Raw genomic sequence first — 21482 nt, forward strand, 5'->3', positions numbered from 1 at the left:
ATGAGCACCCTGACATGATGTTACACCCGACAAACTATACAAGGAGGATTTTTTATGGATATCCGCGAAAGCGAGCTTCCGGGAATCGGGCAAAAGTTTGAAATCATTACGAAAAGCAAGGATAAGGTTGTCATTATTATCCACGATGACGGCCGCCGCGAAATTTATCATTTTGATGATAATGATTATGAGGAAAGCATCTCAAGTGTAACTTTTAATGATTCTGAAGCAAGGCAAGTGGCTGCGATTTTGGGCGGCATGGTTTATAAGCCGCAAGCGCTTGAAACGGTTGAGATGGCATTTGCGGGGTTGGTGATCGAGTGGTTTAAGGTTGAACCGAATGCGCCGATCGTCAATCAAACGATTGGAGGCCTTGATGTTCGAAATCAATATGGGGTCACGATCATTGCAATCATGAAAAAAAGTTTGCGCAAAGTGATCAGTCCAGGGCCCGATACGCTGATTGAAGCAGGGGATACTCTAGTTATTTCAGGAGAAAGAAGTGAGCTGAAGAGCTTGATCAAAGAAATGCTGACAAGTGAGGGGTGAGACGGTATAGATGGATCATTTAGTGTTTGAAGTTGGTACAGCATTGGTCCTTGTGGCTTTGGCAGCGATTCTCGCCGGCAAGCTAAGATTCTCTATCATCCCTTTTTTGATCGTTCTTGGAATGATCGTCGGGCCGCACGCTCCTAAAATCGGGATTATAGATTTAACATTCATAGAGAGCCGGGAAATGATCGAATTCCTCGGCCGAATCGGCGTTTTGTTTTTACTGTTTTATTTAGGCCTTGAGTTTTCAATCGGAAAATTGATTAAGTCGGGAAGATCGATTGTTACCGGCGGGACTATTTATATCCTGATCAACTTCAGTTTGGGGTTGCTATACGCCTATTTAATGGGCTTTCCGACTCTTGAAGTGTTAATTATGGCCGGTATCGTAACGATCTCTTCAAGTGCGATTGTCGCAAAAGTCCTTGTCGATCTGAGGAGAACGGGTAATTCTGAAACCGAATTGATTCTCGGAATCATCATGTTTGAGGATATTTTTCTCGCCGTTTATCTTTCCGTTGTCTCAGGGCTTGTTCTCGGCGGTTCAAGCTCTTTCGCAGATGCACTAACCTCGATTCTGATTGCCCTCGGTTACATGCTGTTATTTTTCATCGTTGCCAGAAAAGCGACACCACTTTTGAACCGGCTGCTCAATATTGCTTCAGATGAAATCTTCATCATTGTCATCTTTGCCGCGCTGTTTTTCATCGCCGGATTTTCGGAGACAATTCATGTTGCGGAAGCGATCGGAGCCCTGCTTCTTGGACTCGTTTTATCAGAAACAGAGCACAGCAAGCGGATTGAGCACTTGGTTATTCCTTTCAGAGATTTTTTCGGTGCGATCTTTTTCTTCAGCTTTGGCTTGAATATTGACCCGTTTTCCCTCGGCGGAGCTGTGTGGCTCGCGCTCGGTGCTGTTATTTTGACGATCGTCGGCAATTTTGTTGCAGGAATGATTGCGGGGCGGCGTGCCGGTTTATCCTATAAAGCATCCTCCAATATCGGGCTGACGATTGTTTCGCGCGGAGAATTTTCGATCATTGTTGCCAATATTGGGATTGCGGGCGGATTAATGCCGATTTTAAAGCCATTTTCAGCTTTGTATGTGCTAATACTGGCGATTTTAGGACCGCTCCTTACAAGAGAATCAAAAACTATCTACAGATTTTTGGATAAAATATTCAAGTGGAGCAACAGGCCAAAAAAAGTGACAGTCCCAGCTGAATAAGCAAAAAAATAACGTACCGTTAACGGTACGTTATTTTTTTGGGGAAGGGTTGCATCTGGAACTGGCTTTAATGAGCAGAAGCGCGATATTCGATCTTTGATTGAATTCACCATTCAAGCTCTAGTATAATAGTAAAGTTGAGGAGGGAACGTATGCTAAAGTCAAAAAAACGCTGGATTGTTCAACAGTCCGACCGGGAAAAATCAGAAGCAATCGCAAAAGAACTGAACATTACTCCTCTTGTAGCATCTTTGCTTATCAATCGCGGACTCGATACCATGGAAGCGGCACGGTCTTTTTTATTTGATAAAGAACAGCAATTTCATGATCCATTTTTGCTTAAAGATATGGATAAAGCAGTACGGCGAATTCAAGAGGCGATTGGCAACAAAGAGCCGATCTTGATTTTTGGTGATTATGATGCTGATGGAGTGAGCAGCACCGCGGTCATGATGAAAACACTGGTTGAGTTGGGAGCCAATGTTGAATTTTACATACCTAATCGTTTTACAGAAGGATATGGCCCGAATGAACAGGCCTTTAGAAAAGCTGCAGAAAGAGGATTTGCGCTAATCATCACGGTCGATACGGGAATTTCAGCCCTCGATGAAGCAAAAGTTGCGGCCGGGCTTGGCGTTGACCTCATTATTACAGATCACCATGAACCAGGTCCGGAATTGCCGCAAGCTCTTGCAATCATTCACCCGAAACTGGAAGACAGCCTGTATCCATTTCGGGAACTGGCGGGGGTGGGAGTTGCTTTAAAGCTTTCCCACGCTCTTTATGGGAGAGTGCCTGAGCATTTGCTTGAATTTGCCGCGATCGGCACGATTGCCGATCTTGTTTCATTACAAGGAGAAAACAGGCTGATTGCCAGGCAAGGAATTCAACGATTGAGCATCACGAAAAATAAAGGGCTGCAAGCCTTATTTAAAGTGACGGGTGCCGATCCCGCCGCCATTACCGAAGAAACCGTCGGCTTTCTGATTGCACCGCGAATCAATGCAGCCGGAAGATTAATAGACGCTGATCCTGCCGTCAAGCTGCTTTTGACCGATGACGAGCTTGAAGCAGCCGCATTGGCAGAGGAAATTGATGAACTGAATAAACAGCGGCAAGCTCTTGTTAACTCCATCGCCGAAGAAGCAATCAGGGAAGTGGAAGAACACTTTCCTGCCGATGAAAATCCAATGCTTGTCATTGGCAAGGAGGGATGGAATGCCGGCGTCATTGGCATTGTTGCCTCCCGGCTTGTTGAAAAATTTTACCGGCCGGTCATTGTGTTCAGTTTTGACAAAGAGAAAGGCGAAGCGAAGGGTTCAGCCCGGAGCATCCCTGGATTTGATCTGTATAAAAATCTCTCGCTCTGCAAGGATATTCTTCCGCATTTTGGCGGCCACCCGATGGCAGCGGGGATGACGCTGCAGCTTGAAAATGTGGACGAGCTCCGCTCCCGTCTGAATGACCTTGCCGGGAAACAGCTAAGCAAAGACGATTTTATTCCGGCCGTCCACCTCGATGCAAAAATCGAACTGAGTGAGATCCATTTGTCCTCAGTGATGGAGCTGCAAATGCTCGCTCCATATGGAACCGATAATCCAAAGCCGAAAGTGCTCGTTGAAAATGCCGCAATCAGCAGCATGCGAAAAATCGGCTCCAACCAGGACCACCTGAAAATGACTCTTGAAGACAACGGGGCTGAATTGGACGGAATCGGGTTTGGGCTGGGCCATTTATATGAACATATTTCGCCTGCAACAAAACTGTCGGTGATCGGAGAACTGTCGATTAATGAATGGAATAATATCCGCAAACCGCAAATCTTTTTACATGACTTGTCGGTCTCCGCTTGGCAGCTGTTTGATCTGCGTGGGTTAAAGCGCTATGACAAGCTCGCGGAGCTGATTCCGGCCGCAAACTTGAAAGCAATTGTTTTTCATGAAGCGAACAGAGAAAAATTTGCGGGCATCTTTAACAGGGAAATGATCTGTATTTCTTCTGAAGAGGATGCGGCCCAATTGGATATCGATGATTGCAGCGTGCTGATCGTTGATCTTCCGCCGGCAAAAGAATGGCTGGCGCGGCTCGTTGCCGGTAAGCGGCCGGCACGAATATACGTTCATTTTTATAAAGAGGGCAGCGAGTTTTTTAGTACCGTGCCAACAAGGGAGCATTTTAAGTGGTATTATGCATTCCTTGCAAAAAAGTCTCCATTCGATTTAAATCGCCTCGGTGACGCCCTTGCAAAGAACAGGGGCTGGACGAAAGAAACGATCGATTTTATGTCACAGGTGTTTTTTGAATTGGATTTTGTTACAATAAACAATGGATTTATTTCCTTGAATAAATCGATAAAAAAGCGTGATTTAACGGATTCTAAAACCTATCAAGCAAAACTGGAACAATATACTCTTGAGAATGATTTGCTTTATTCGCCGTTTCAGCACTTAAAAGGCTGGTTCGACCAATACGTTAAAGGGTCGGTTAAACATGAGGAGGCAATAAAAGAATGGATTTAAAACAATTTGTAACGATCGTTCCCGACTGGCCAAAACCGGGAATTAAATTTAAAGACATCACTACATTGATGGACAACGGCCAGGCATATAAATATGCAACAGACCAAATCGTTGCCTATGCACGGGAAAGAAAAATAGATTTAGTGGTCGGGCCAGAGGCGCGAGGCTTTATTATCGGCTGCCCGGTGGCGTATTCTCTTGGAGTAGGTTTTGCTCCTGTCAGAAAAGAAGGGAAGCTGCCGCGTGAAACGGTCAAAGTTGATTATGGCCTTGAGTATGGGAAAGATGTACTGACGATTCATAAGGATGCGATCAAGCCGGGGCAGCGGGTCTTGATTACCGATGACCTGCTCGCAACCGGGGGAACGATAGAAGCGACGATTAAATTGGTCGAGCAACTTGGCGGAATTGTCGCCGGGATCGCCTTTTTAATCGAATTAACCTATCTGGACGGCCGCAGCAAACTGGATGGCTATGATATTTTAACGTTAATGCAATTTTAAAGATGATAGGAGAGAGCACTTGTTCGAAGGTGCTCTTTTTTATTAATCGGAAGCCTTACAATTTGACCAAATTCGACATTTTTTTTGTTTTCCAGAAAAAATAAACTCCTTTCCCTTTACATCTTCTCCTTTTTTTTTAATAATAGTAACAATCATTCTAAATATTGTCTCAGGTGATTAAAGCAGGGAGATTGCAAGTCTCCTTCATATAGATAAAACAGCTTCTAAAGAGAGAAGCAATATAACGGGGAAATAAAGGTGATCCTATGGCGAATGATCAAGTGTTAACCGCCGAACAAGTCATCGACCGAACAGCACAATATTTGAATGGCGAGCACGTTAACCTGGTTCGAAAAGCATATGAATTTGCCAGGAGTGCCCATTCGGAGCAATACAGAAAATCAGGTGAGCCGTACATTATCCATCCTATCCAGGTTGCCGGGATTCTGGCTGATTTGGAGATGGATCCTGCGACAGTCGCAGCCGGTTTTCTTCATGATGTTGTCGAAGACACTGACATATCGTTTGAGGACATAAAAGAAGCTTTTAACGATGAAGTGGCAATGCTTGTTGATGGTGTAACGAAACTCGGTAAAATTAAGTATAAATCGCATGAAGAGCAGCAAGCCGAAAATCATCGGAAAATGTTTGTGGCGATGGCCCAGGATATTCGGGTCATTTTGATAAAGCTCGCAGACCGGCTCCACAACATGCGGACTTTAAAGCACCTGCCTGCTGAAAAGCAAAGGCGGATTTCGAATGAAACGCTTGAAATTTTTGCTCCGCTGGCGCACAGGCTCGGGATTTCGAAAATTAAATGGGAGCTTGAAGACACAGCCTTAAGATATTTAAATCCGCAGCAGTACTACCGCATAGTCAATCTGATGAAGAAAAAACGGGCGGAGCGGGAGCAGTATCTTGATGAAGTAATCGGCGAAGTGCGTGAGCGGATGAGCGAAGTGTCAATAAAAGCCGAAATTTCCGGCAGGCCAAAGCATATTTACAGCATTTATCGCAAAATGGCATTGCAAAATAAACAGTTTAATGAAATCTATGACTTGCTTGCCGTGCGAATTGTCGTAAACAGCATCAAGGACTGCTATGCGGTGCTTGGGATTATCCATACATGCTGGAAGCCGATGCCCGGCCGCTTTAAAGACTATATTGCGATGCCAAAGCCGAATATGTACCAGTCCCTGCATACAACCGTGATCGGTCCAAAGGGCGATCCGCTCGAGGTGCAAATCCGGACGTTTGAAATGCATCGAATTGCCGAATTCGGGGTGGCGGCCCACTGGGCATACAAAGAAGGTAAATCAGCGGGTGACAGTTCTACCTTTGAAGATAAGCTAACATGGTTCAGGGAGATACTGGAATTCCAAAATGATACAGCGAATGCCGAAGAATTCATGGAATCGCTGAAAATCGATCTGTTTTCCGATATGGTCTTTGTTTTTACGCCAAAAGGGGACGTTATTGAGCTTCCGCACGGTTCGGTGCCGATTGATTTTGCCTATCGGATCCACTCGGAGATCGGCAATAAAACGATTGGCGCAAAAATCAACGGGAAAATGGTCACGCTCGATTATAAGCTGAAGACCGGGGACATTATTGAAATCCTGACATCGAAGCACTCCTATGGTCCTAGCCAGGACTGGTTAAAGCTGGCCCAAACCTCGCAGGCAAAAAATAAAATCAGGCAATTTTTCAAAAAGCAGCGTAAAGACGAAAATTTTGAAAAAGGCAAAGAGCTTGTTGAAAAAGAAATCCGCAATATGGATTTCGATTTAAAAGAAATTTTGACGCCGGATAATGTGAAGCGGGTTGTTGAAAAATTCAACTTCACGAACGAAGAGGATATGTATGCAGCGGTTGGCTACAACGGGATTACGGCCTTGCAGGTTGCCAACCGCCTGACGGAGAAATCACGGCGCCAGCGGGATCGGGAGCAGGAAACGAATATTTCCGATGCGGTTACCGAATTAAAATCGTTTCCGTCCGTCAAGAAACGCGAGTCAGGCGTTCGTGTCTCGGGCATTGATAACCTGTTAATCCGCCTGTCCCGTTGCTGCAACCCGGTTCCCGGGGATGAAATTGTCGGCTTTATTACTAAGGGCCGCGGCGTGTCTGTCCACCGCGCCGATTGTACCAATATCAATTCAGGAGATGCCCAGGCCCGGCTGATCCCAGTGGAATGGGAAACGGGCTTAAATGACCGCAAGGAATATAATGTTGAGATTGAGATCAGCGGATATGATCGCCGGGGGCTGCTCAATGAGGTGCTCCAGGCGGTCAATGAAACGAAAACGAATATTTCAGCTGTTTCCGGAAAGTCCGACCGCAACAAAGTGGCAACGATCTTGATGTCAATTGCGATTCACAATGTCAGCCACCTGCAAAAGGTAGTCGACCGGATTAAGCAAATTCCTGACATTTATTCTGTTCGCAGGATCATGAACTAAGGAGAAAAACAATGCGTGTTGTAGTGCAAAGAAGCAGGGAAGCAAAAGTGACTGTTGCAGGAACGGTTGTCGGAAAGATACAACACGGCTTTGTCCTGCTTGTTGGCGTAACCCATGAAGACAATGCAGGCGATGCTGCCTATCTTGCCGATAAAATTGCCAATCTCCGCGTCTTTGAAGATGAAAACGGCAAAATGAATTTATCACTGCTTGATGTTGGCGGCGAGGTTTTATCTGTATCGCAGTTCACTTTATACGGCGACTGCCGCAAGGGGAGGCGCCCTAATTTCATGGACGCTGCAAAACCCGGCCAGGCCGCGGAGATTTATGGCATTTTTAATCAGCTCCTCACTGAAAAAGGGATTCACGTCGAAACAGGCCGGTTTGGCGAGATGATGAATGTTGAGCTGAATAACGATGGACCTGTAACATTGATCATCGACAGCAAATAAAAAATATATGAACCTGCAAAAAACCGGAAAGACAAAACGCCTTTCCGGTTTTTTACTGTCCAATTATCGTATTTTTAAAGGCTTGTCCTATTTTTTGAAATAGCGGGTAAGCCCGTCAAATACTCCAGAAGCAATCGATTCCTGATAGGTTCCCGAAGTAATAAGTGTTTCTTCAGACGGGTTGCTAAGATAACCGAGCTCCAGCAGAACGGCGGTCTGTTTATTTTCCCTTAATACTAAATAATCGCCGTGGCGCACGCCGCGATCCTTGATCTTTGCTTGCCCTGCGGCAGCCGCATGAATGGACTCTGCTAAAGTCTTTTGATAGTCATGATAGTAAAAGCTGGTCATTCCTCTTACACTGTTGTCTTCAATGCTGTCGTAGTGAATACTGATAAAAGCATCAGCACCGGATGAATGCGCAAGTTTAACTCTTGCCTTTAACGACTTGTATGTATCGTTGCTGCGGGTAAGAATAACATTGGCGCCTGCTGCTTTTAGCTTATCATATAAGAGCTTTGCGGTTTTCAGGGTCAATTCCTTCTCGTTCGTTCCAGCTGCCCCCGTCGCACCAAAATCCCTTCCGCCATGGCCGGGGTCAATGATAATCGTTTTCCCTTTGATGTGCTTCTCGCCGCCAGGCTTTTCTATTTTCGGGGCCGGGCCGTTCACTGAAACAAGCCAGCCCGCGACAAAGCCGGTTGAGCCGTTTGAAAGTTCGATTTCATACCAGTCATTTTTCATGCTGATGACTTGAAATGATTCTCCCTGGTTTGCCCGGCTGATAACAGAATGATCGACGCCCGGTTTATTGCGGATGTTTGTCCCATCGTGCAAAATTGCAACCGTGCTGTTTTTTACCTCTTGCTTTGCCCCGGTGCTGCTTTTGCGCGCCGATTTACTCAAATACCAGCTCGCTACCCAGCCGGACAAGCCTGGTTCATATTCGATTTTTGTCCAATTATTTTTTTCTTCAAGGACTGGATATTCCTTACCTTTTGAAACAGACCCGATAACCTCTCCCGCAAAACTTCCTTGTGCGCGGACTTGAAGATTGTCGGTGGTTACTGCAGCTGTTACGCCGTTTAAGTCAGGCGCTGCGTCTCCGGCTTTCTTTGCTTTACTCCGGGAATTTGTTGCAACATACTCGCTCTTTACCCACCCCGTCTGCCCGGAAATACTGATTTCCAACCAGCCGTCTTTTTCAGACTGGACCAAAAATGTCTCGCCTTCCCCGAGTTTTTTGATCACATTGCTTTGCAGTGATGGCTGCTCCCTGACATTTAACGAGTTTACTGTCGCCGTCCCGCTTTTTTTAGTCGATTTATTAGCCCGCTTCTTTTCTTGATCCGGGGCTGCCGCCAAATATTCCTTTGAAATCCAGCCTTCCCCGTCCGGGGCTTTGATCTTGGTCCAATTTTCGTTTGTTTCAAGAATATCCACCGTCTGGCCACTGCTTAAAACCGCAACTACTTGAAACTCGGTGCCCGGCCCTTTTCTCAGTCGCAAACCATCCGTTGTAACAGTTCCTGTGCCGCTTGTTGCAGAAACTTCTTCGGCAGAGCTTTCCTGTTCAGAAGAAACATGCCAGTTCGCGACCCAGCCTTTGCGGCCATTCGCCAGCTTTATTTGAATCCAATCTTCCTCAACTTTTTTCGAAGAATATGTTTCTCCGTTTTTAACCTCGCCGATCACCTTGAAAGAAAGTCCCGGGCCTTCCCGAACATTCAGCGAGCTTGCGGTAATCGTGACGGAACTGTCAGCAGCAGCCGACAGGCGCGGCTGACATGCGCCTGTGAGTAAAAACACGCAAGTGAGGAAAAGGATCAATTTATTCTTTTTCAGACAGATTCCCCCCTTGATGGATATATAAAATTATTTTAACGGACAACCCAAATAAATTCATTCCTTATTTGTTAATATCGTCCATTGTTCCTAAACTTTTAAAAAATCTTTTTTAGATTGAAAATTTTTCGGCTGGCGTGGGCACAATAGGCTATAGGAGAACAACAGGAACAAGCGGCTTTTCGTTTGTCACGCACAAAGGATGGTTGAGATGAGATTTAGTGAAAAGGGGTTGGCGGCCCATTCGGGTGAGAACCAGCTGTTCGGTGTCGATTTTCATGATTTTATCGAGAAGGAGCAAAATGCGAGTACTTTTGAACTCGCTTCTGAATTCGGATTAACGGTCAGAGACGTCCGCAAGCTAAAGAAGCAATTGGAAAGGTCGTAATTTGGCCCTTGACATCGGGCAGGATGCTCCGTATTATTATATAAATAAAAATGTCGCAAATTTTACTTAAACCGATGATGGAGAAGAGTAGTTAAGAACTGCATGAAAAGAGAGGATTTGTCCCAGGCTGAAAGCAGATCCGCATGATCCCTTAATGAACGAACACTCCGTAGGCTTCGCCCTGAAAAAGACTTGAGCTTTAGTAGGGGATGAACGTATGCAGGCGTTAACTGTTAAAGAGGAAGTCTGTTTAAGGCTTCAATTAGGGTGGCACCACGGGAAATCCAGACTCTCGTCCCTTGTTTAGCAATAGACAAGGGACCGGGAGTTTTTTTGTTTTGCCATACGAGTAAATTTCACAATGTAATAAGCTAGACCGAAAAACGAATGAAAATTGTCTAAATAAATAGGAGGTACCGTAAGAATCGAATAATACTTTCTTAATTTTAAATAACTGTTCGTTTTTCAATTAAAGAATTGCTTTATAAAATTCATTCCATACATAAACGTTTTTAGGAGGAGGAAAAAAGATCATGTCGATTCAAATCCCGAGAGGAACGCAGGATATCTTGCCCGGACAATCGGAAATATGGCAGCTGATTGAACAAAAGGCGCGCGACCTCTGTAAAAAATACCAATACCGCGAAATCAGGACGCCGATTTTTGAACATACTGAATTGTTCACAAGGAGTGTCGGCGATTCGACAGATATTGTCCAAAAGGAAATGTACACGTTTGAAGACAGGGGGGAACGGAGTCTGACGCTAAGGCCGGAAGGAACGGCATCGGCTGTTCGTTCTTTCGTCGAAAATAAGATGTTTGGCTATGCGAACCAGCCGGTTAAGCTTTACTATATGGGTCCAATGTTCAGGTACGAACGTCCCCAGGCAGGCAGGTACCGGCAGTTTGTCCAGTTTGGGGTGGAGGCTCTCGGCAGTGCTGATCCAGCGATTGATGCTGAAGTCATCTCCCTGGCCGTCATGCTGTATCGGGAGCTTGGCCTCAAATCTCTGAAGGTCGTCATTAACAGCCTTGGTGACAAAGACAGCCGGAAGGCGCACAGGGATGCACTTGTAAAGCACTTTGAGCCCCGGATCGGCGAGTTTTGTGCAGACTGCCAAAACCGGCTTGGCACAAATCCGTTGCGGATTCTTGATTGCAAGCAGGACCGCGGCCACGAGCTGATGAAAACAGCCCCATCGATTCTTGACTTTCTAAATGAAGATTCCAGGGAATATTTTCAAAAGGTACAAAAATACTTAACCGACCTTGGCATTTCATTTGAAGTCGATCCAAACCTCGTGCGCGGCCTTGACTATTACTGCCACACAGCTTTTGAAATTATGAGCGAGGCAGAAGGATTCGGCGCGATTACGACCCTTTGCGGAGGCGGGAGATACAACGGCCTAGTACAGGAAATCGGCGGACCGGAGACGCCTGGAATCGGTTTTGCGCTCAGCATCGAACGGTTGATTGCAGCTCTTAAGGCTGAAAATATTGAACTGCCCGTGCAGGAAGGCCTTGACTGTTACCTTGTGTCTCTCGGTGAAGAAGCAAAGGATTACACAGTTGGTTTACTCCACAGACTGAGGGCGGCCGGGTTTTCTGCAGAACGCGATTATCTTGACCGGAAAATTAAAGGACAGTTCAAGGCGGCGGATCGAAGCCATGCAAAATTTGTGGCTGTCCTCGGCGATGATGAGCTGCAGGCAAAAAAAATCAATTTGAAAAATATGGATACAGGTGAACAAACTGGGATCAGCCTTGATTCATTTATAGATAAATTGAAAGAGCTGTTGAACTAGAGGAGGATGAATATGTTTGGGAGAAGCTATTTTTGCGGTGAAGTAACAGAGAAAGCGATCGGTGAAAAAGTAACGCTAAAAGGCTGGGTTCAAAAGCGCCGCGATCTTGGCGGGCTGATCTTTGTTGACCTTCGCGACAGAACAGGCATCGTTCAGGTCGTTTTTAACCCTGATGCTTCAAAGGATGCTCTTTCGGCCGCTGAAAAAATCCGTTCTGAATATGTGCTCGATGTTGAAGGAACGGTTGTCGCCAGAGAAGCAGGAACCGTCAATGAGAATTTAAAAACTGGAAAAGTCGAAATTCATGCGGAAAAAGTGACGATTATCAATGAATCGAAAACACCTCCATTTTTGATTAGCGACAAGACAGATGTGGCAGAAGAAATCCGGTTAAAATACCGTTATTTGGATTTGCGCCGTCCTGTCATGGTTGAGACCTTTAAGATGCGCCATCAGGTGACAAAGGTCATGCGCGATTACCTTGATGGAGAAGGGTTTTTGGATATTGAAACGCCAATCTTAACGAAAAGCACACCGGAGGGAGCCCGCGATTATCTTGTTCCAAGCCGGGTTCATCCGGGGGAGTTTTATGCTTTGCCCCAGTCTCCACAGCTTTTCAAGCAGCTTCTCATGGTCGGCGGAATTGAAAGGTACTACCAGATTGCCCGCTGTTTCCGCGATGAGGACTTGCGCGCTGACCGCCAGCCCGAATTCACCCAGCTCGATATTGAAACAAGCTTCATGAGTGAGGAAGACATCATTTCTTTAATAGAAAAGATGATGGAGAAAATCATGAGCGAGGTGAAAGGAATACAGGTGCAGCTGCCGTTCCCCCGAATGACGTATGCGGAGGCGATGAGCCGCTATGGTTCAGACAAACCGGATACCCGCTTTGGGATGGAGCTGGCTGACCTTTCCGAAGTCGTTAAAAATTCCGGCTTTAAAGTGTTTGCCGGCGCTGTTTCCGGTGGAGGACAGGTTAAGGCCCTGAATGTTAAAGGAGGCGCTTCGAAATATTCAAGAAAGGATATTGATGCGCTCACCGAATTTGCTGCGCGCTACGGGGCAAAAGGTCTTGCCTGGCTCAAGGCAGAGGAGGAGGGCTTAAAAGGTCCAATCAGCAAATTTGTCCCGGATGAAGAGCAGGAACAATTTACGAGAATTTTACAAGTAGAACCGGGCGATCTCCTCCTGTTTGTTGCTGATAAGAAAAATGTCGTCGCCGATTCCCTCGGTGCGTTAAGATTGAAGCTTGGCAAAGAATTGGGACTTATTGACCAGAGCCTGTTCAACTTCCTCTGGGTCACCGACTGGCCGCTGTTGGAGTATGATGAAGAAGAAGGCCGTTATTATGCAGCACATCATCCTTTTACAATGCCGGTAAGGGAAGATATGCACCTGCTCGAATCGGATCCTGCAAGAGTCAGGGCGCAGGCCTATGACATTGTGCTTAACGGCTTTGAGCTTGGCGGAGGCTCGCTCCGTATTTTCGAACGCGATATCCAGGAGAAAATGTTCTCAGTGCTTGGCTTTACACCGGAAGAAGCGAACGAACAGTTCGGTTTCCTGCTTGAAGCCTTTGAATACGGGACACCGCCGCACGGGGGCATTGCGCTTGGGCTTGACCGGCTTGTCATGCTGCTCGCCGGCAGATCAAATCTTCGTGATACGATTGCTTTTCCGAAAACGGCGAGTGCCAGCTGTCTATTAACAGATGCTCCGGGAGAAGTCGATCCGGCCCAGCTGAAAGAATTGCATTTGTCACTGAATGTTAAGAAAGATGAGTAATTACCTATACCCAGTTTCTTGAAAGCAGCATGCGAATATGGTAAGATACAATCAATAGAAAAAGAGTCCTGATGTGTTCGTTGTAATTCCTGAAGTTTTGACCGAACATCTTTAACTTCGGGAGTCTGCGTTTCCACTCTGCGTAAATGCCTTATGGAAGGACTTACAAAAGTTTGGAACAGGACACCCACCTGCGAGAGCGGGTTCAAAACGAAGGCATCAATTAAAGGCAACGGCACGATTGGGACTCTTTCGGTACATACGCCTTTAAAACTCCATGTGGACTGCGCATGGGGTTTTCTTATGCAAAAATTACTTGAAAGACTACTTGTTTTTGCCGGTAAGTATGATATATTCATTAACGGGAAAAACATAAAGAAACTATTTAGGAGAATAACGGAGTTGAAATAGATGTTACACCAATTTTCACGCAATGAGCTCGCGATCGGCAAAGAAGGGCTTGAAAAGATGAAGAACGCAACTGTCGCCGTGCTTGGCATTGGCGGAGTCGGTTCTTTTTCGGCAGAGGCTCTGGCAAGATCAGGTGTCGGCAGGCTTGTATTAATAGATAAAGATGATGTCGATATAACGAATGTGAACCGGCAAATTATTGCCCTGCTGTCGACTGTGGGCAGGCCAAAGGTGGACATCATGAAAGAGCGGATTGAGGATATTAATCCGGACTGTGAAGTAATCGCCTTAAAGATGTTTTACACTGAAGAAACATATGAAGAGATTTTTAGCTATAATCTTGATTATGTCGTTGATGCTTCCGATACAATTTCTTATAAAATTCATTTGATGAAAGAATGCTTGAAGCGCAATATTCCGATTATATCGAGCATGGGAGCGGCGAATAAAATGGATCCGACCCGCTTCCAGATTGCCGATATTTCAAAAACACATACGGACCCGATTGCAAAGGTGATCAGGACAAAATTGCGGAAAGAGGGAATCCGCAAAGGAATCCCGGTTGTGTTTTCCGATGAAAGCCCAATTGTGATTCGCGAGGACGTCAGAAAAGAAGTCGGCAATGACAAAGCGCAAATTCGCAAAGCAAAAATGCCGCCATCATCCAATGCGTTTGTCCCATCCGTTGCCGGCCTGATCATGGCCAGCCATGTCGTGAAAGAATTGCTGCACGGAGTTAAAATCCATCGCGTCAGGAGCGAATAGCAGGCCAGGTTTACGAGTTGAATATGAAGATAACCGACAGACAAAAGCGCTAGTGTTTTGTCTGTTTTTTTTTACCCGCGGATAATTGATCTGGATTTTGTTGCTTGAATCTTTGATTTTAGTATAATTTGGACAGGATCAGAAATGCACTCTGGATGAGAACTTTTAACTACAAGGTGGAAGTCCTTTAAAATGTATTCTATGGAATTGTGGTGTGGAAAAAGAGGAGTCCAAGAACAGGTCTCCTCTTTTTCCATATCATATTTAACATACACATCTTGCGGTCACTTTTTAAAATATTTTTTGTATAAGAAAAACACTAAAACAATAGCTACGGCTATTAAGGAAGTCTTGATTGAGAAACGAACAATTCCTAATATATACTCTGATAGAGGCTGATAGGAATGAATATAAGTCTCTCCTACTTTGGTTATATTTTCTCTGGGAAAAAATAGAATTCCATAGCTCAAACCACCCATAAATCCATAAATTAAACTCTTAAGAAGCCACTTCTCTAACAGTTAAACCACTCCTTTTCACCTTTTTTAAAAAAGTTTAGAAAAAAAAGGAAAATAATTAACATTATATGTTATAATATACTTGATTATACCAAAGGAGGAGATTTTGTTGAGACTAAAAGTTGTTTCTAAGGTTGCATTTGTAATTGCATTAATCATTGCTGTAATCGGTTTTAGTACTAAAGGATTTGTCTATGCAGACAAACTATCAACTAGTCTAACACCAGCCAATGCAAAATCATGTGCTATAACTGATATACCCCAAGAAGAACTTCAAGAATCTAAGACAATCAAATCTAAAAATGGTAATAAAGTTTATGACGTCAAAAACCCAGAGAAGTATGTAAAAGCACTTGGTTTAGAAGCTCCTAGTCCAGGAGCAAAATTAGTTGGTATTTCATTCTCTTATAGTAACCCAGCCCCTAATTCTACGACAAACCCTAGCAGTGACTTTACTACACAAGCAGGTACTGGTTATTATCTTAAAAACATTCGTAGTTCAGAGGCGTGTGGAGCTCAAGTAATTAGGTCTTCTTATTATACTGGGCCATCAACACCAACAATGACTGTCACTGAAACTGTGAGTGCTTCCTTTAATGCCAATGTAGGAGTATCTGCTCAAGTCGTCTCGGCTGGAGTTGGATTTAATGTTACATCTACCTATACTGTAAGCGATTCTTATTCTGTTAAAGTTCCTGCAGGAAAGACTTATAATATAAGAGCAAACCCTATCTTCTTAATAAAAAACTATGAAGTATGGAATGATCCATGGATTGGGTTTGATAAGAAAGTTGGAAGTGGAAGTGCACAGAAGCCAATAGGTGTATGTTTCTATTATTGGGAAGTCTAGTTCTTTAAATCAATATTATTTTGTAAAAAAACATAGATTTCATATTACAAAAGCCAATCCCATATATATTAGGGAATTGGCTTTTTTTAGATTTTATTATGCTATTTGTCCCGTTTTTCATTTAGATGTGGGGTCAACTTTTTTCTATGATGAATTAAATTTTATATGTTGAAAATGCGAAACTCAACTTTGTCTTCCAATCCAAAAGTAACACCATATAAACAAGAAAAGTCAGTACTTATACAACCTAGCTTAGCGAAGCGATTCAGAGTTTTTTTCAGTTAGATACATAAAATGAGAAAAAACACAAACAATCAATGCCTATCCGGGTTAGTAAGAATAACGGTTCTCTCTCCTGTATATCTAGCGTAATGAACATAACTTAAACATACTTCTATTAGTCTTCATAATATTTATTTCCTAAGTTTCTCATAAACTGCTGCAAGCGCCTGCTCAAATTTTCCCGTCTTCTTCGGTTGGTAGTATTCTTTATGTTTGATTCGATCAGGCAAGTACTGCTGTTTCACCCATCCGTTCTCGTAATCGTGCGGATATAAATAGCCGATTCCTCTGCCAAGCTCTTTTGCACCTTTATAATGGGCATCCTTTAAATGGTCAGGGATTTCGCCGCTGTTGCCTGACCGGATATCGGCAAGCGCTGCGTCAAGGGCTGTGTAGGCGGAGTTGGATTTGGGCGACAGGCAAAGCTCGATCACGGCATTGGCAAGCGGAATCCGGGCTTCAGGAAAGCCGAGCCGTTCCGCTGTTTCCACCGCTGCCAATGTTCGTGCGCCTGCCTGGGGATTCGCCAGGCCGATATCTTCGTATGCAATCACAAGCAGCCGCCGGCTCAAGGAGACGAGATCACCGGCTTCAATCAACCGGCCTAAATAGTGGAGAGCGGCATTCACATCACTTCCCCTGATCGATTTCTGGAATGCCGAGATCACATCATAATGGCCGTCCCCGTCTTTATCATAGGTTAAACTTTTCCTCTGGATGCATTCTTCGGCGGTCTCTATTCCAATTGTAATAATACCTTCATCATTTTTTTCAGTGGAAAGGACAGCAAGCTCGAGCGCATTTAAAGCACTCCTGACATCACCATTTGAGGCGGTTGCAAGATGTATAAGGGCATCTTCGGAAATGCTTGCCTTATATCCGCCAAGGCCCCGTTCCTCATCCTCCAGTGCCCGCACCAATGCAGTTTTAATTTCATTTACCTCGAGCGGTTTTAATTCGAAAATTTGCGTGCGACTCCTGATTGCCGGATTGATTGCATGGTACGGGTTGCTTGTTGTTGCCCCGATTAAGGTGATCATGCCATTTTCGAGGTAAGGAAGAAGAAAATCCTGTTTCCCTTTATCCAAACGATGAACCTCGTCGAGTAACAGGATCACTTTTCCTGACATTTTTGCTTCAGCTGCAACGATTTCAAGATCTTTTTTGTTATTGGTCACAGCATTTAAGGTTCGAAACGCATATTTTGTACTTCCGGCAATCGCGCTTGCAATCGAGGTTTTGCCAATGCCGGGAGGGCCGTAAAGGATCATCGAAGACAATTGCTTTGCCTTGACCATTCGGGCAATAATTTTACCGGGACCAACTAAATGCTGCTGGCCGATGATTTCCTCTATTGTACGCGGCCGCATTCGAAAAGCGAGCGGTTTTTGGCTCATATCCATCTCTCCAAATCAATCGATCATTTCTAAAAGAATAGTTTTTTTAAATGTAACATACGAACTTCTGTACTGGAATGCATTTGCCTGTTTAATTGTGCTATAATATCTAATGCCTACCTGGCTACTATGAATTTAACGCAAGTTTAAAAAAGCATAAAAGATAGACAGAATATTAGGGCGGGGAGTCTTGAACAGAAATGATCAGAAAAAGAAAAGGGCAGATTGCCCCGAGGTTTTTTATTTATGTCACCGGGTTGTTAATCATGTCATTAGGGATCGTCCTGATGATTAAAGCGGATCTTGGGGCGACGCCCTGGGATGTTCTCCATGTTGGCTTGTTCTACCGCGTCGGATTGACGATCGGCAGCTGGTCGATTATTGTCGGCCTTTTCATTTTAACAGTTGCAGCGCTTATTTCAAAAGAATTCCCGCAGTTTGGGGCTTTTTTAAATATGCTGCTCGTCGGTGTTTTTATTGATTTATATATGCTGCTGCCTTTTTTGAACACTCCATCAGCCCTGATTGGAAAGGGATTTATGCTCCTTGTGGGGATTGTTTTAATGGCATATGGTATGGGCCTGTACATATCTGCGCAGTTTGGAGCTGGTCCCAGGGATAGCTTAATGATTGCGGTCACCTCAAAAACTGGCTGGAAGGTGCGCAATGTCAGGGCAGGAATGGAACTCTTGGTGTTGTTAATTGGCTGGCAGCTTGGCGGACCAATTTTCTGGGGAACAATCCTGTTCAGCCTCACAATTGGGCCGGCAGTCGGTTATGCTTTGCCGCAGACTCAGGCATTTACAGACCATTGGCTCGCACATTTAAAAAATAGACACAGTATTACGATCGATACAAGTGAAGAAACGAAGCGGAGTGTTGGAATATGAAAATTTCTACAAAAGGGCGTTACGGCTTAACGATCATGATTGAACTTGCGAAAAAGCATGGTGAAGGACCGGTATCACTTAAATCGATTGCGCAAACGAATGGTTTATCCGAGCATTATTTGGAACAGCTGATTGCGCCACTGCGAAATGCCGGCCTCGTCAAGAGCATCCGTGGTGCTTATGGGGGCTATGTTCTTGGTGATTTACCATCGAAAATCACATCGGGAGATATTATCCGCGTCCTTGAAGGGCCGATCAGCCCGGTCGAGGGAATCGAGGATGAAGAACCTGCGAAGCGCGAATTATGGATGAGAATTCGCGATGCTGTAAAGGAAGTCCTTGATAGCACGACATTGGAAGACCTATCAAATTACACGGATAATGGCGATTCAGATTCTTATATGTTTTATATATAATCAGCAACCAATGGGCAGCCTAAAGCCTGACAATAAAGCAATTGTTTTTTTAAAAAGAAGGTGAAAAAATAATGGAACGCATTTACCTGGATCATGCTGCGACAGCCCCGATGCATCCTAATGTCATTCAAAAAATGATTGAGACGATGGAATCACAGTTCGGAAATCCGTCAAGCATCCATTCGTTTGGCAGAGAAGCACGGCATCTTGTTGACGATGCCCGCGAGGTGCTGGCGAGAAGCATTGGTGCGAAGCTGAATGAAATTATTTTTACAGGCGGCGGCACCGAAGCGGATAATTTAGCGGTTATCGGCGGGGCAGAAGCCAATAAGCATAATGGAAAGCATATCATCACAACCGCCATTGAGCATCACGCCGTCCTTCATGCCTGCCGGCAATTGGAGAAGCTCGGTTTTGAAGTTACTTATTTGCCGGTCGATGAGACCGGAAGCATTTCAATTGCCGAATTTAAGCAAGCTTTAAGGGATGATACGATTGTTGTTTCGATCATGTATGGCAATAATGAGGTCGGAGTGATTGAGCCGATCAAAGAGGTTGGCGAACTGCTTAAAAACCACCAAGCTTTGTTTCATACCGATGCTGTCCAGGCGTATGGCGTGGAAAAGCTTGATGTGAACGAACTTTCAGTTGATTTGCTGTCCGTTTCAGCGCATAAAATCAACGGCCCAAAAGGGATTGGCTTTTTATACAGCCGGGAAGGAATCAAGCTGTCTCCGCGGACATTCGGAGGCGAGCAGGAAAGAAAACGGCGCGCCGGAACTGAAAATGTGGCAGCCATTGCCGGCTTTCGCGAGGCTGTGATCATTTCGCAAACGGAGCTGGAAGAAAGACGCAGCCGCTATGCTTCCTTCAAAAAGCTGTTTGTTGACCGCCTTGAAAAGGAAGGAGTAAAATTTTTCATAAACAGCTCGCTTGAAAATTCGTTGCCGCATGTTTTAAACTTAAGCTTTCCGGGGACGGATGTTGAAGCAATGCTTGTTAATCTTGACCTAGCCGGAATCGCGGCATCAAGCGGATCGGCATGCACAGCAGGCTCAATTGATCCCTCACATGTACTTGTGGCTATGTTCGGCAAAGATTCAGACCGGATCAAGAACTCGATCCGTTTCAGTTTCGGTTTAAACAATACAGCGGAACAAGTGGAAAAAGCAGCAAGTAACACAGCTAAAATTGTTAAGCGGCTAACCGCTTAAAATAGCATAAAAGAAGCGGAGTGAACACTATGACGAAACTCCCTGAAAACACGCGAGTAGTCGTTGGAATGTCAGGCGGGGTAGATTCTTCGGTCGCTGCCCTTCTGCTCAAGCAGCAAGGCTATGATGTGATCGGCATATTTATGAAAAACTGGGACGATACAGATGAGAATGGCGTTTGTACTGCGACTGAGGATTATAATGATGTCATTCGCGTCTGCAATCAAATCGGAATTCCCTACTATGCGGTGAATTTTGAAAAGCAATATTGGGAAAAAGTATTTACTTATTTCCTTGACGAATATAAGGCAGGCAGAACTCCCAATCCTGATGTGATGTGTAACAAGGAAATTAAGTTTAAAGCGTTTCTTGAGCATGCGATAAAGCTTGGAGCCGATTATTTGGCAACAGGCCATTATGCGCAGGTCGAGTTCCGTGATGGCGAGTACAAAATGCTGCGCGGCATTGATGAGAACAAAGACCAGACCTATTTCCTGAACCAGTTGACCCAGTCCCAGCTTGAAAAAGTCATGTTTCCACTTGGCGGCTTGGAAAAGCCGGAAGTCAGGGAAATTGCGCTTAAGGCCGGTCTTGCAACGGCAACGAAAAAAGACAGCACCGGCATTTGCTTTATCGGCGAAAGAAACTTTAAGGAGTTCCTCAGCAATTACCTGCCAGCCCAGCCCGGCAATATGGAAACTTTTGATGGTGAAGTTATGGGCAAGCATGACGGGTTGATGTATTATACAATCGGTCAGCGTCACGGTCTCGGGATCGGCGGTTCTGGTGATCCATGGTTTGTGGTCGGCAAGGACCTGGAGAGAAATGTGCTTTATGTCGGCCAGGGATTCGAGAATGAAAAGCTGTATTCCGACTCAATCACAGCGGTTAATGTCAGCTGGGTTTCCGGCCAGCCGAAGCCGTCCGAGTTCGAATGCACTGCGAAGTTCCGCTACCGCCAGCCTGATAATAAAGTAACGGTCCAACTGCTTGAAGATGGAAAAGCGAAAGTTGTCTTCCACGAACCGATCAGGGCGGTAACTCCAGGACAGGCTGTTGTGTTTTATCAAGACGATGAATGTCTCGGCGGCGGAACCATTGACGAGATTTATAAAGATGGAGAGCGGCTTACTTATGCAGGCTGAATGATTGAAAGTGAACCCTTGATTCTTGCCTGGCGGAATCGGGGTTTTTTTC

The 21482-nt window shown here is 44.9% G+C and carries 17 protein-coding genes, 1 other RNA gene and 1 other annotated feature; of the genes, 16 read left to right on the forward strand and 2 right to left on the reverse strand.

All coding sequences use genetic code 11. The features are described 5' to 3' along the window. Nucleotides 1-54 precede the first annotated feature (54 nt). The 6 genes from CU633_RS07140 to dtd all read left to right on the forward strand — a co-directional run bounded on the left by CU633_RS07140 (nt 55) and on the right by dtd (nt 7716). A complete protein-coding gene (locus CU633_RS07140) occupies nt 55-549 on the forward strand; it encodes a cation:proton antiporter regulatory subunit (protein WP_101659038.1) in 495 nt (164 codons plus the stop codon). Nucleotides 550-559: 10 nt separating this feature from the next. Continuing rightward, a complete protein-coding gene (locus CU633_RS07145) occupies nt 560-1780 on the forward strand; it encodes a cation:proton antiporter (RefSeq protein WP_101659039.1) in 1221 nt (406 codons plus the stop codon). 152 nt (nt 1781-1932) lie between these two features. After that, the gene (gene recJ / locus CU633_RS07150; RefSeq protein WP_101659040.1) at nt 1933-4299 is read left to right on the forward strand and encodes a single-stranded-DNA-specific exonuclease RecJ; all 2367 of its coding nucleotides are present in this window, start codon (nt 1933-1935) and stop codon (nt 4297-4299) included. Next, nucleotides 4290-4802 (forward strand): adenine phosphoribosyltransferase, encoded by a 513-nt coding sequence (locus tag CU633_RS07155; RefSeq protein WP_101659041.1) that lies wholly within the window; start codon nt 4290-4292, stop codon nt 4800-4802. The genes recJ and CU633_RS07155 overlap by 10 nt, the downstream gene beginning before the upstream one ends. Nucleotides 4803-5068: 266 nt before the next feature. Next, nucleotides 5069-7264: a RelA/SpoT family protein gene (locus tag CU633_RS07160; RefSeq protein WP_101659042.1), complete on the forward strand. Its 2196-nt coding sequence runs from the start codon at nt 5069-5071 to the stop codon at nt 7262-7264. A gap of 11 nt (nt 7265-7275) precedes the next feature. Beyond that, a complete protein-coding gene (dtd, locus tag CU633_RS07165; protein ID WP_101659043.1) occupies nt 7276-7716 on the forward strand; it encodes a D-aminoacyl-tRNA deacylase in 441 nt (146 codons plus the stop codon). Nucleotides 7717-7803: 87 nt separating this feature from the next. Here dtd and CU633_RS07170 read toward each other — a convergent pair whose 3' ends face one another. After that, the gene (locus CU633_RS07170; protein WP_101659044.1) at nt 7804-9546 is read right to left on the reverse strand and encodes an SH3 domain-containing protein; all 1743 of its coding nucleotides are present in this window, start codon (nt 9544-9546) and stop codon (nt 7804-7806) included. 226 nt (nt 9547-9772) lie between these two features. Between CU633_RS07170 and CU633_RS22790 the strand changes: the two genes are divergently transcribed. From CU633_RS22790 to CU633_RS07195, 6 genes are all read left to right on the forward strand, one after another. After that, entirely contained in the window at nt 9773-9949 is a 177-nt protein-coding gene (locus CU633_RS22790) for a hypothetical protein (RefSeq protein WP_180954905.1), read from the forward strand. A 65-nt stretch (nt 9950-10014) separates the two neighbouring features. Then, nucleotides 10015-10252: a binding site (T-box leader), on the forward strand. Nucleotides 10253-10482: 230 nt separating this feature from the next. Next, nucleotides 10483-11754 carry a histidine--tRNA ligase gene (gene hisS / locus CU633_RS07175; RefSeq protein WP_101659045.1) on the forward strand — a complete coding sequence of 424 codons (1272 nt, stop codon included), beginning with the start codon at nt 10483-10485 and terminating at the stop codon, nt 11752-11754. Nucleotides 11755-11766: 12 nt separating this feature from the next. Continuing rightward, nucleotides 11767-13542, forward strand: a complete 1776-nt coding sequence (gene aspS, locus CU633_RS07180; RefSeq protein WP_101659046.1) for an aspartate--tRNA ligase — start codon at nt 11767-11769, stop codon at nt 13540-13542. Between the two features lie 62 nt (nt 13543-13604). Beyond that, a non-coding RNA gene (ssrS, locus tag CU633_RS07185) (6S RNA) lies at nt 13605-13794 on the forward strand. Between the two features lie 159 nt (nt 13795-13953). Beyond that, entirely contained in the window at nt 13954-14718 is a 765-nt protein-coding gene (locus CU633_RS07190) for a tRNA threonylcarbamoyladenosine dehydratase (RefSeq protein ID WP_101659047.1), read from the forward strand. 627 nt (nt 14719-15345) lie between these two features. Then, nucleotides 15346-16086 carry a hypothetical protein gene (locus CU633_RS07195; protein ID WP_101659048.1) on the forward strand — a complete coding sequence of 247 codons (741 nt, stop codon included), beginning with the start codon at nt 15346-15348 and terminating at the stop codon, nt 16084-16086. 413 nt (nt 16087-16499) lie between these two features. Here CU633_RS07195 and CU633_RS07200 read toward each other — a convergent pair whose 3' ends face one another. Beyond that, complete coding sequence (locus CU633_RS07200) at nt 16500-17765, reverse strand: replication-associated recombination protein A (RefSeq protein ID WP_101659049.1); 1266 nt, start codon at nt 17763-17765, stop codon at nt 16500-16502. 200 nt (nt 17766-17965) lie between these two features. Between CU633_RS07200 and CU633_RS07205 the strand changes: the two genes are divergently transcribed. From CU633_RS07205 to mnmA, 4 genes are all read left to right on the forward strand, one after another. Next, nucleotides 17966-18655: a YczE/YyaS/YitT family protein gene (locus CU633_RS07205; RefSeq protein WP_101659050.1), complete on the forward strand. Its 690-nt coding sequence runs from the start codon at nt 17966-17968 to the stop codon at nt 18653-18655. Further along, nucleotides 18652-19071: a cysteine metabolism transcriptional regulator CymR gene (cymR, locus tag CU633_RS07210; protein WP_101659051.1), complete on the forward strand. Its 420-nt coding sequence runs from the start codon at nt 18652-18654 to the stop codon at nt 19069-19071. Before CU633_RS07205 ends, cymR begins: the two co-directional genes overlap by 4 nt. Before the next feature lie 71 nt (nt 19072-19142). Beyond that, on the forward strand, nt 19143-20285 hold the full coding sequence (locus tag CU633_RS07215; RefSeq protein ID WP_101659052.1) for a cysteine desulfurase family protein: 1143 nt from the start codon (nt 19143-19145) through the stop codon (nt 20283-20285). Nucleotides 20286-20314: 29 nt separating this feature from the next. Further along, nucleotides 20315-21430 carry a tRNA 2-thiouridine(34) synthase MnmA gene (gene mnmA / locus CU633_RS07220; RefSeq protein WP_101659053.1) on the forward strand — a complete coding sequence of 372 codons (1116 nt, stop codon included), beginning with the start codon at nt 20315-20317 and terminating at the stop codon, nt 21428-21430. Nucleotides 21431-21482: the final 52 nt, after the last annotated feature.

This window comes from Bacillus sp. V3-13, assembly GCF_002860165.1.
Lineage (GTDB): Bacteria > Bacillota > Bacilli > Bacillales > Cytobacillaceae > Bacillus_BJ.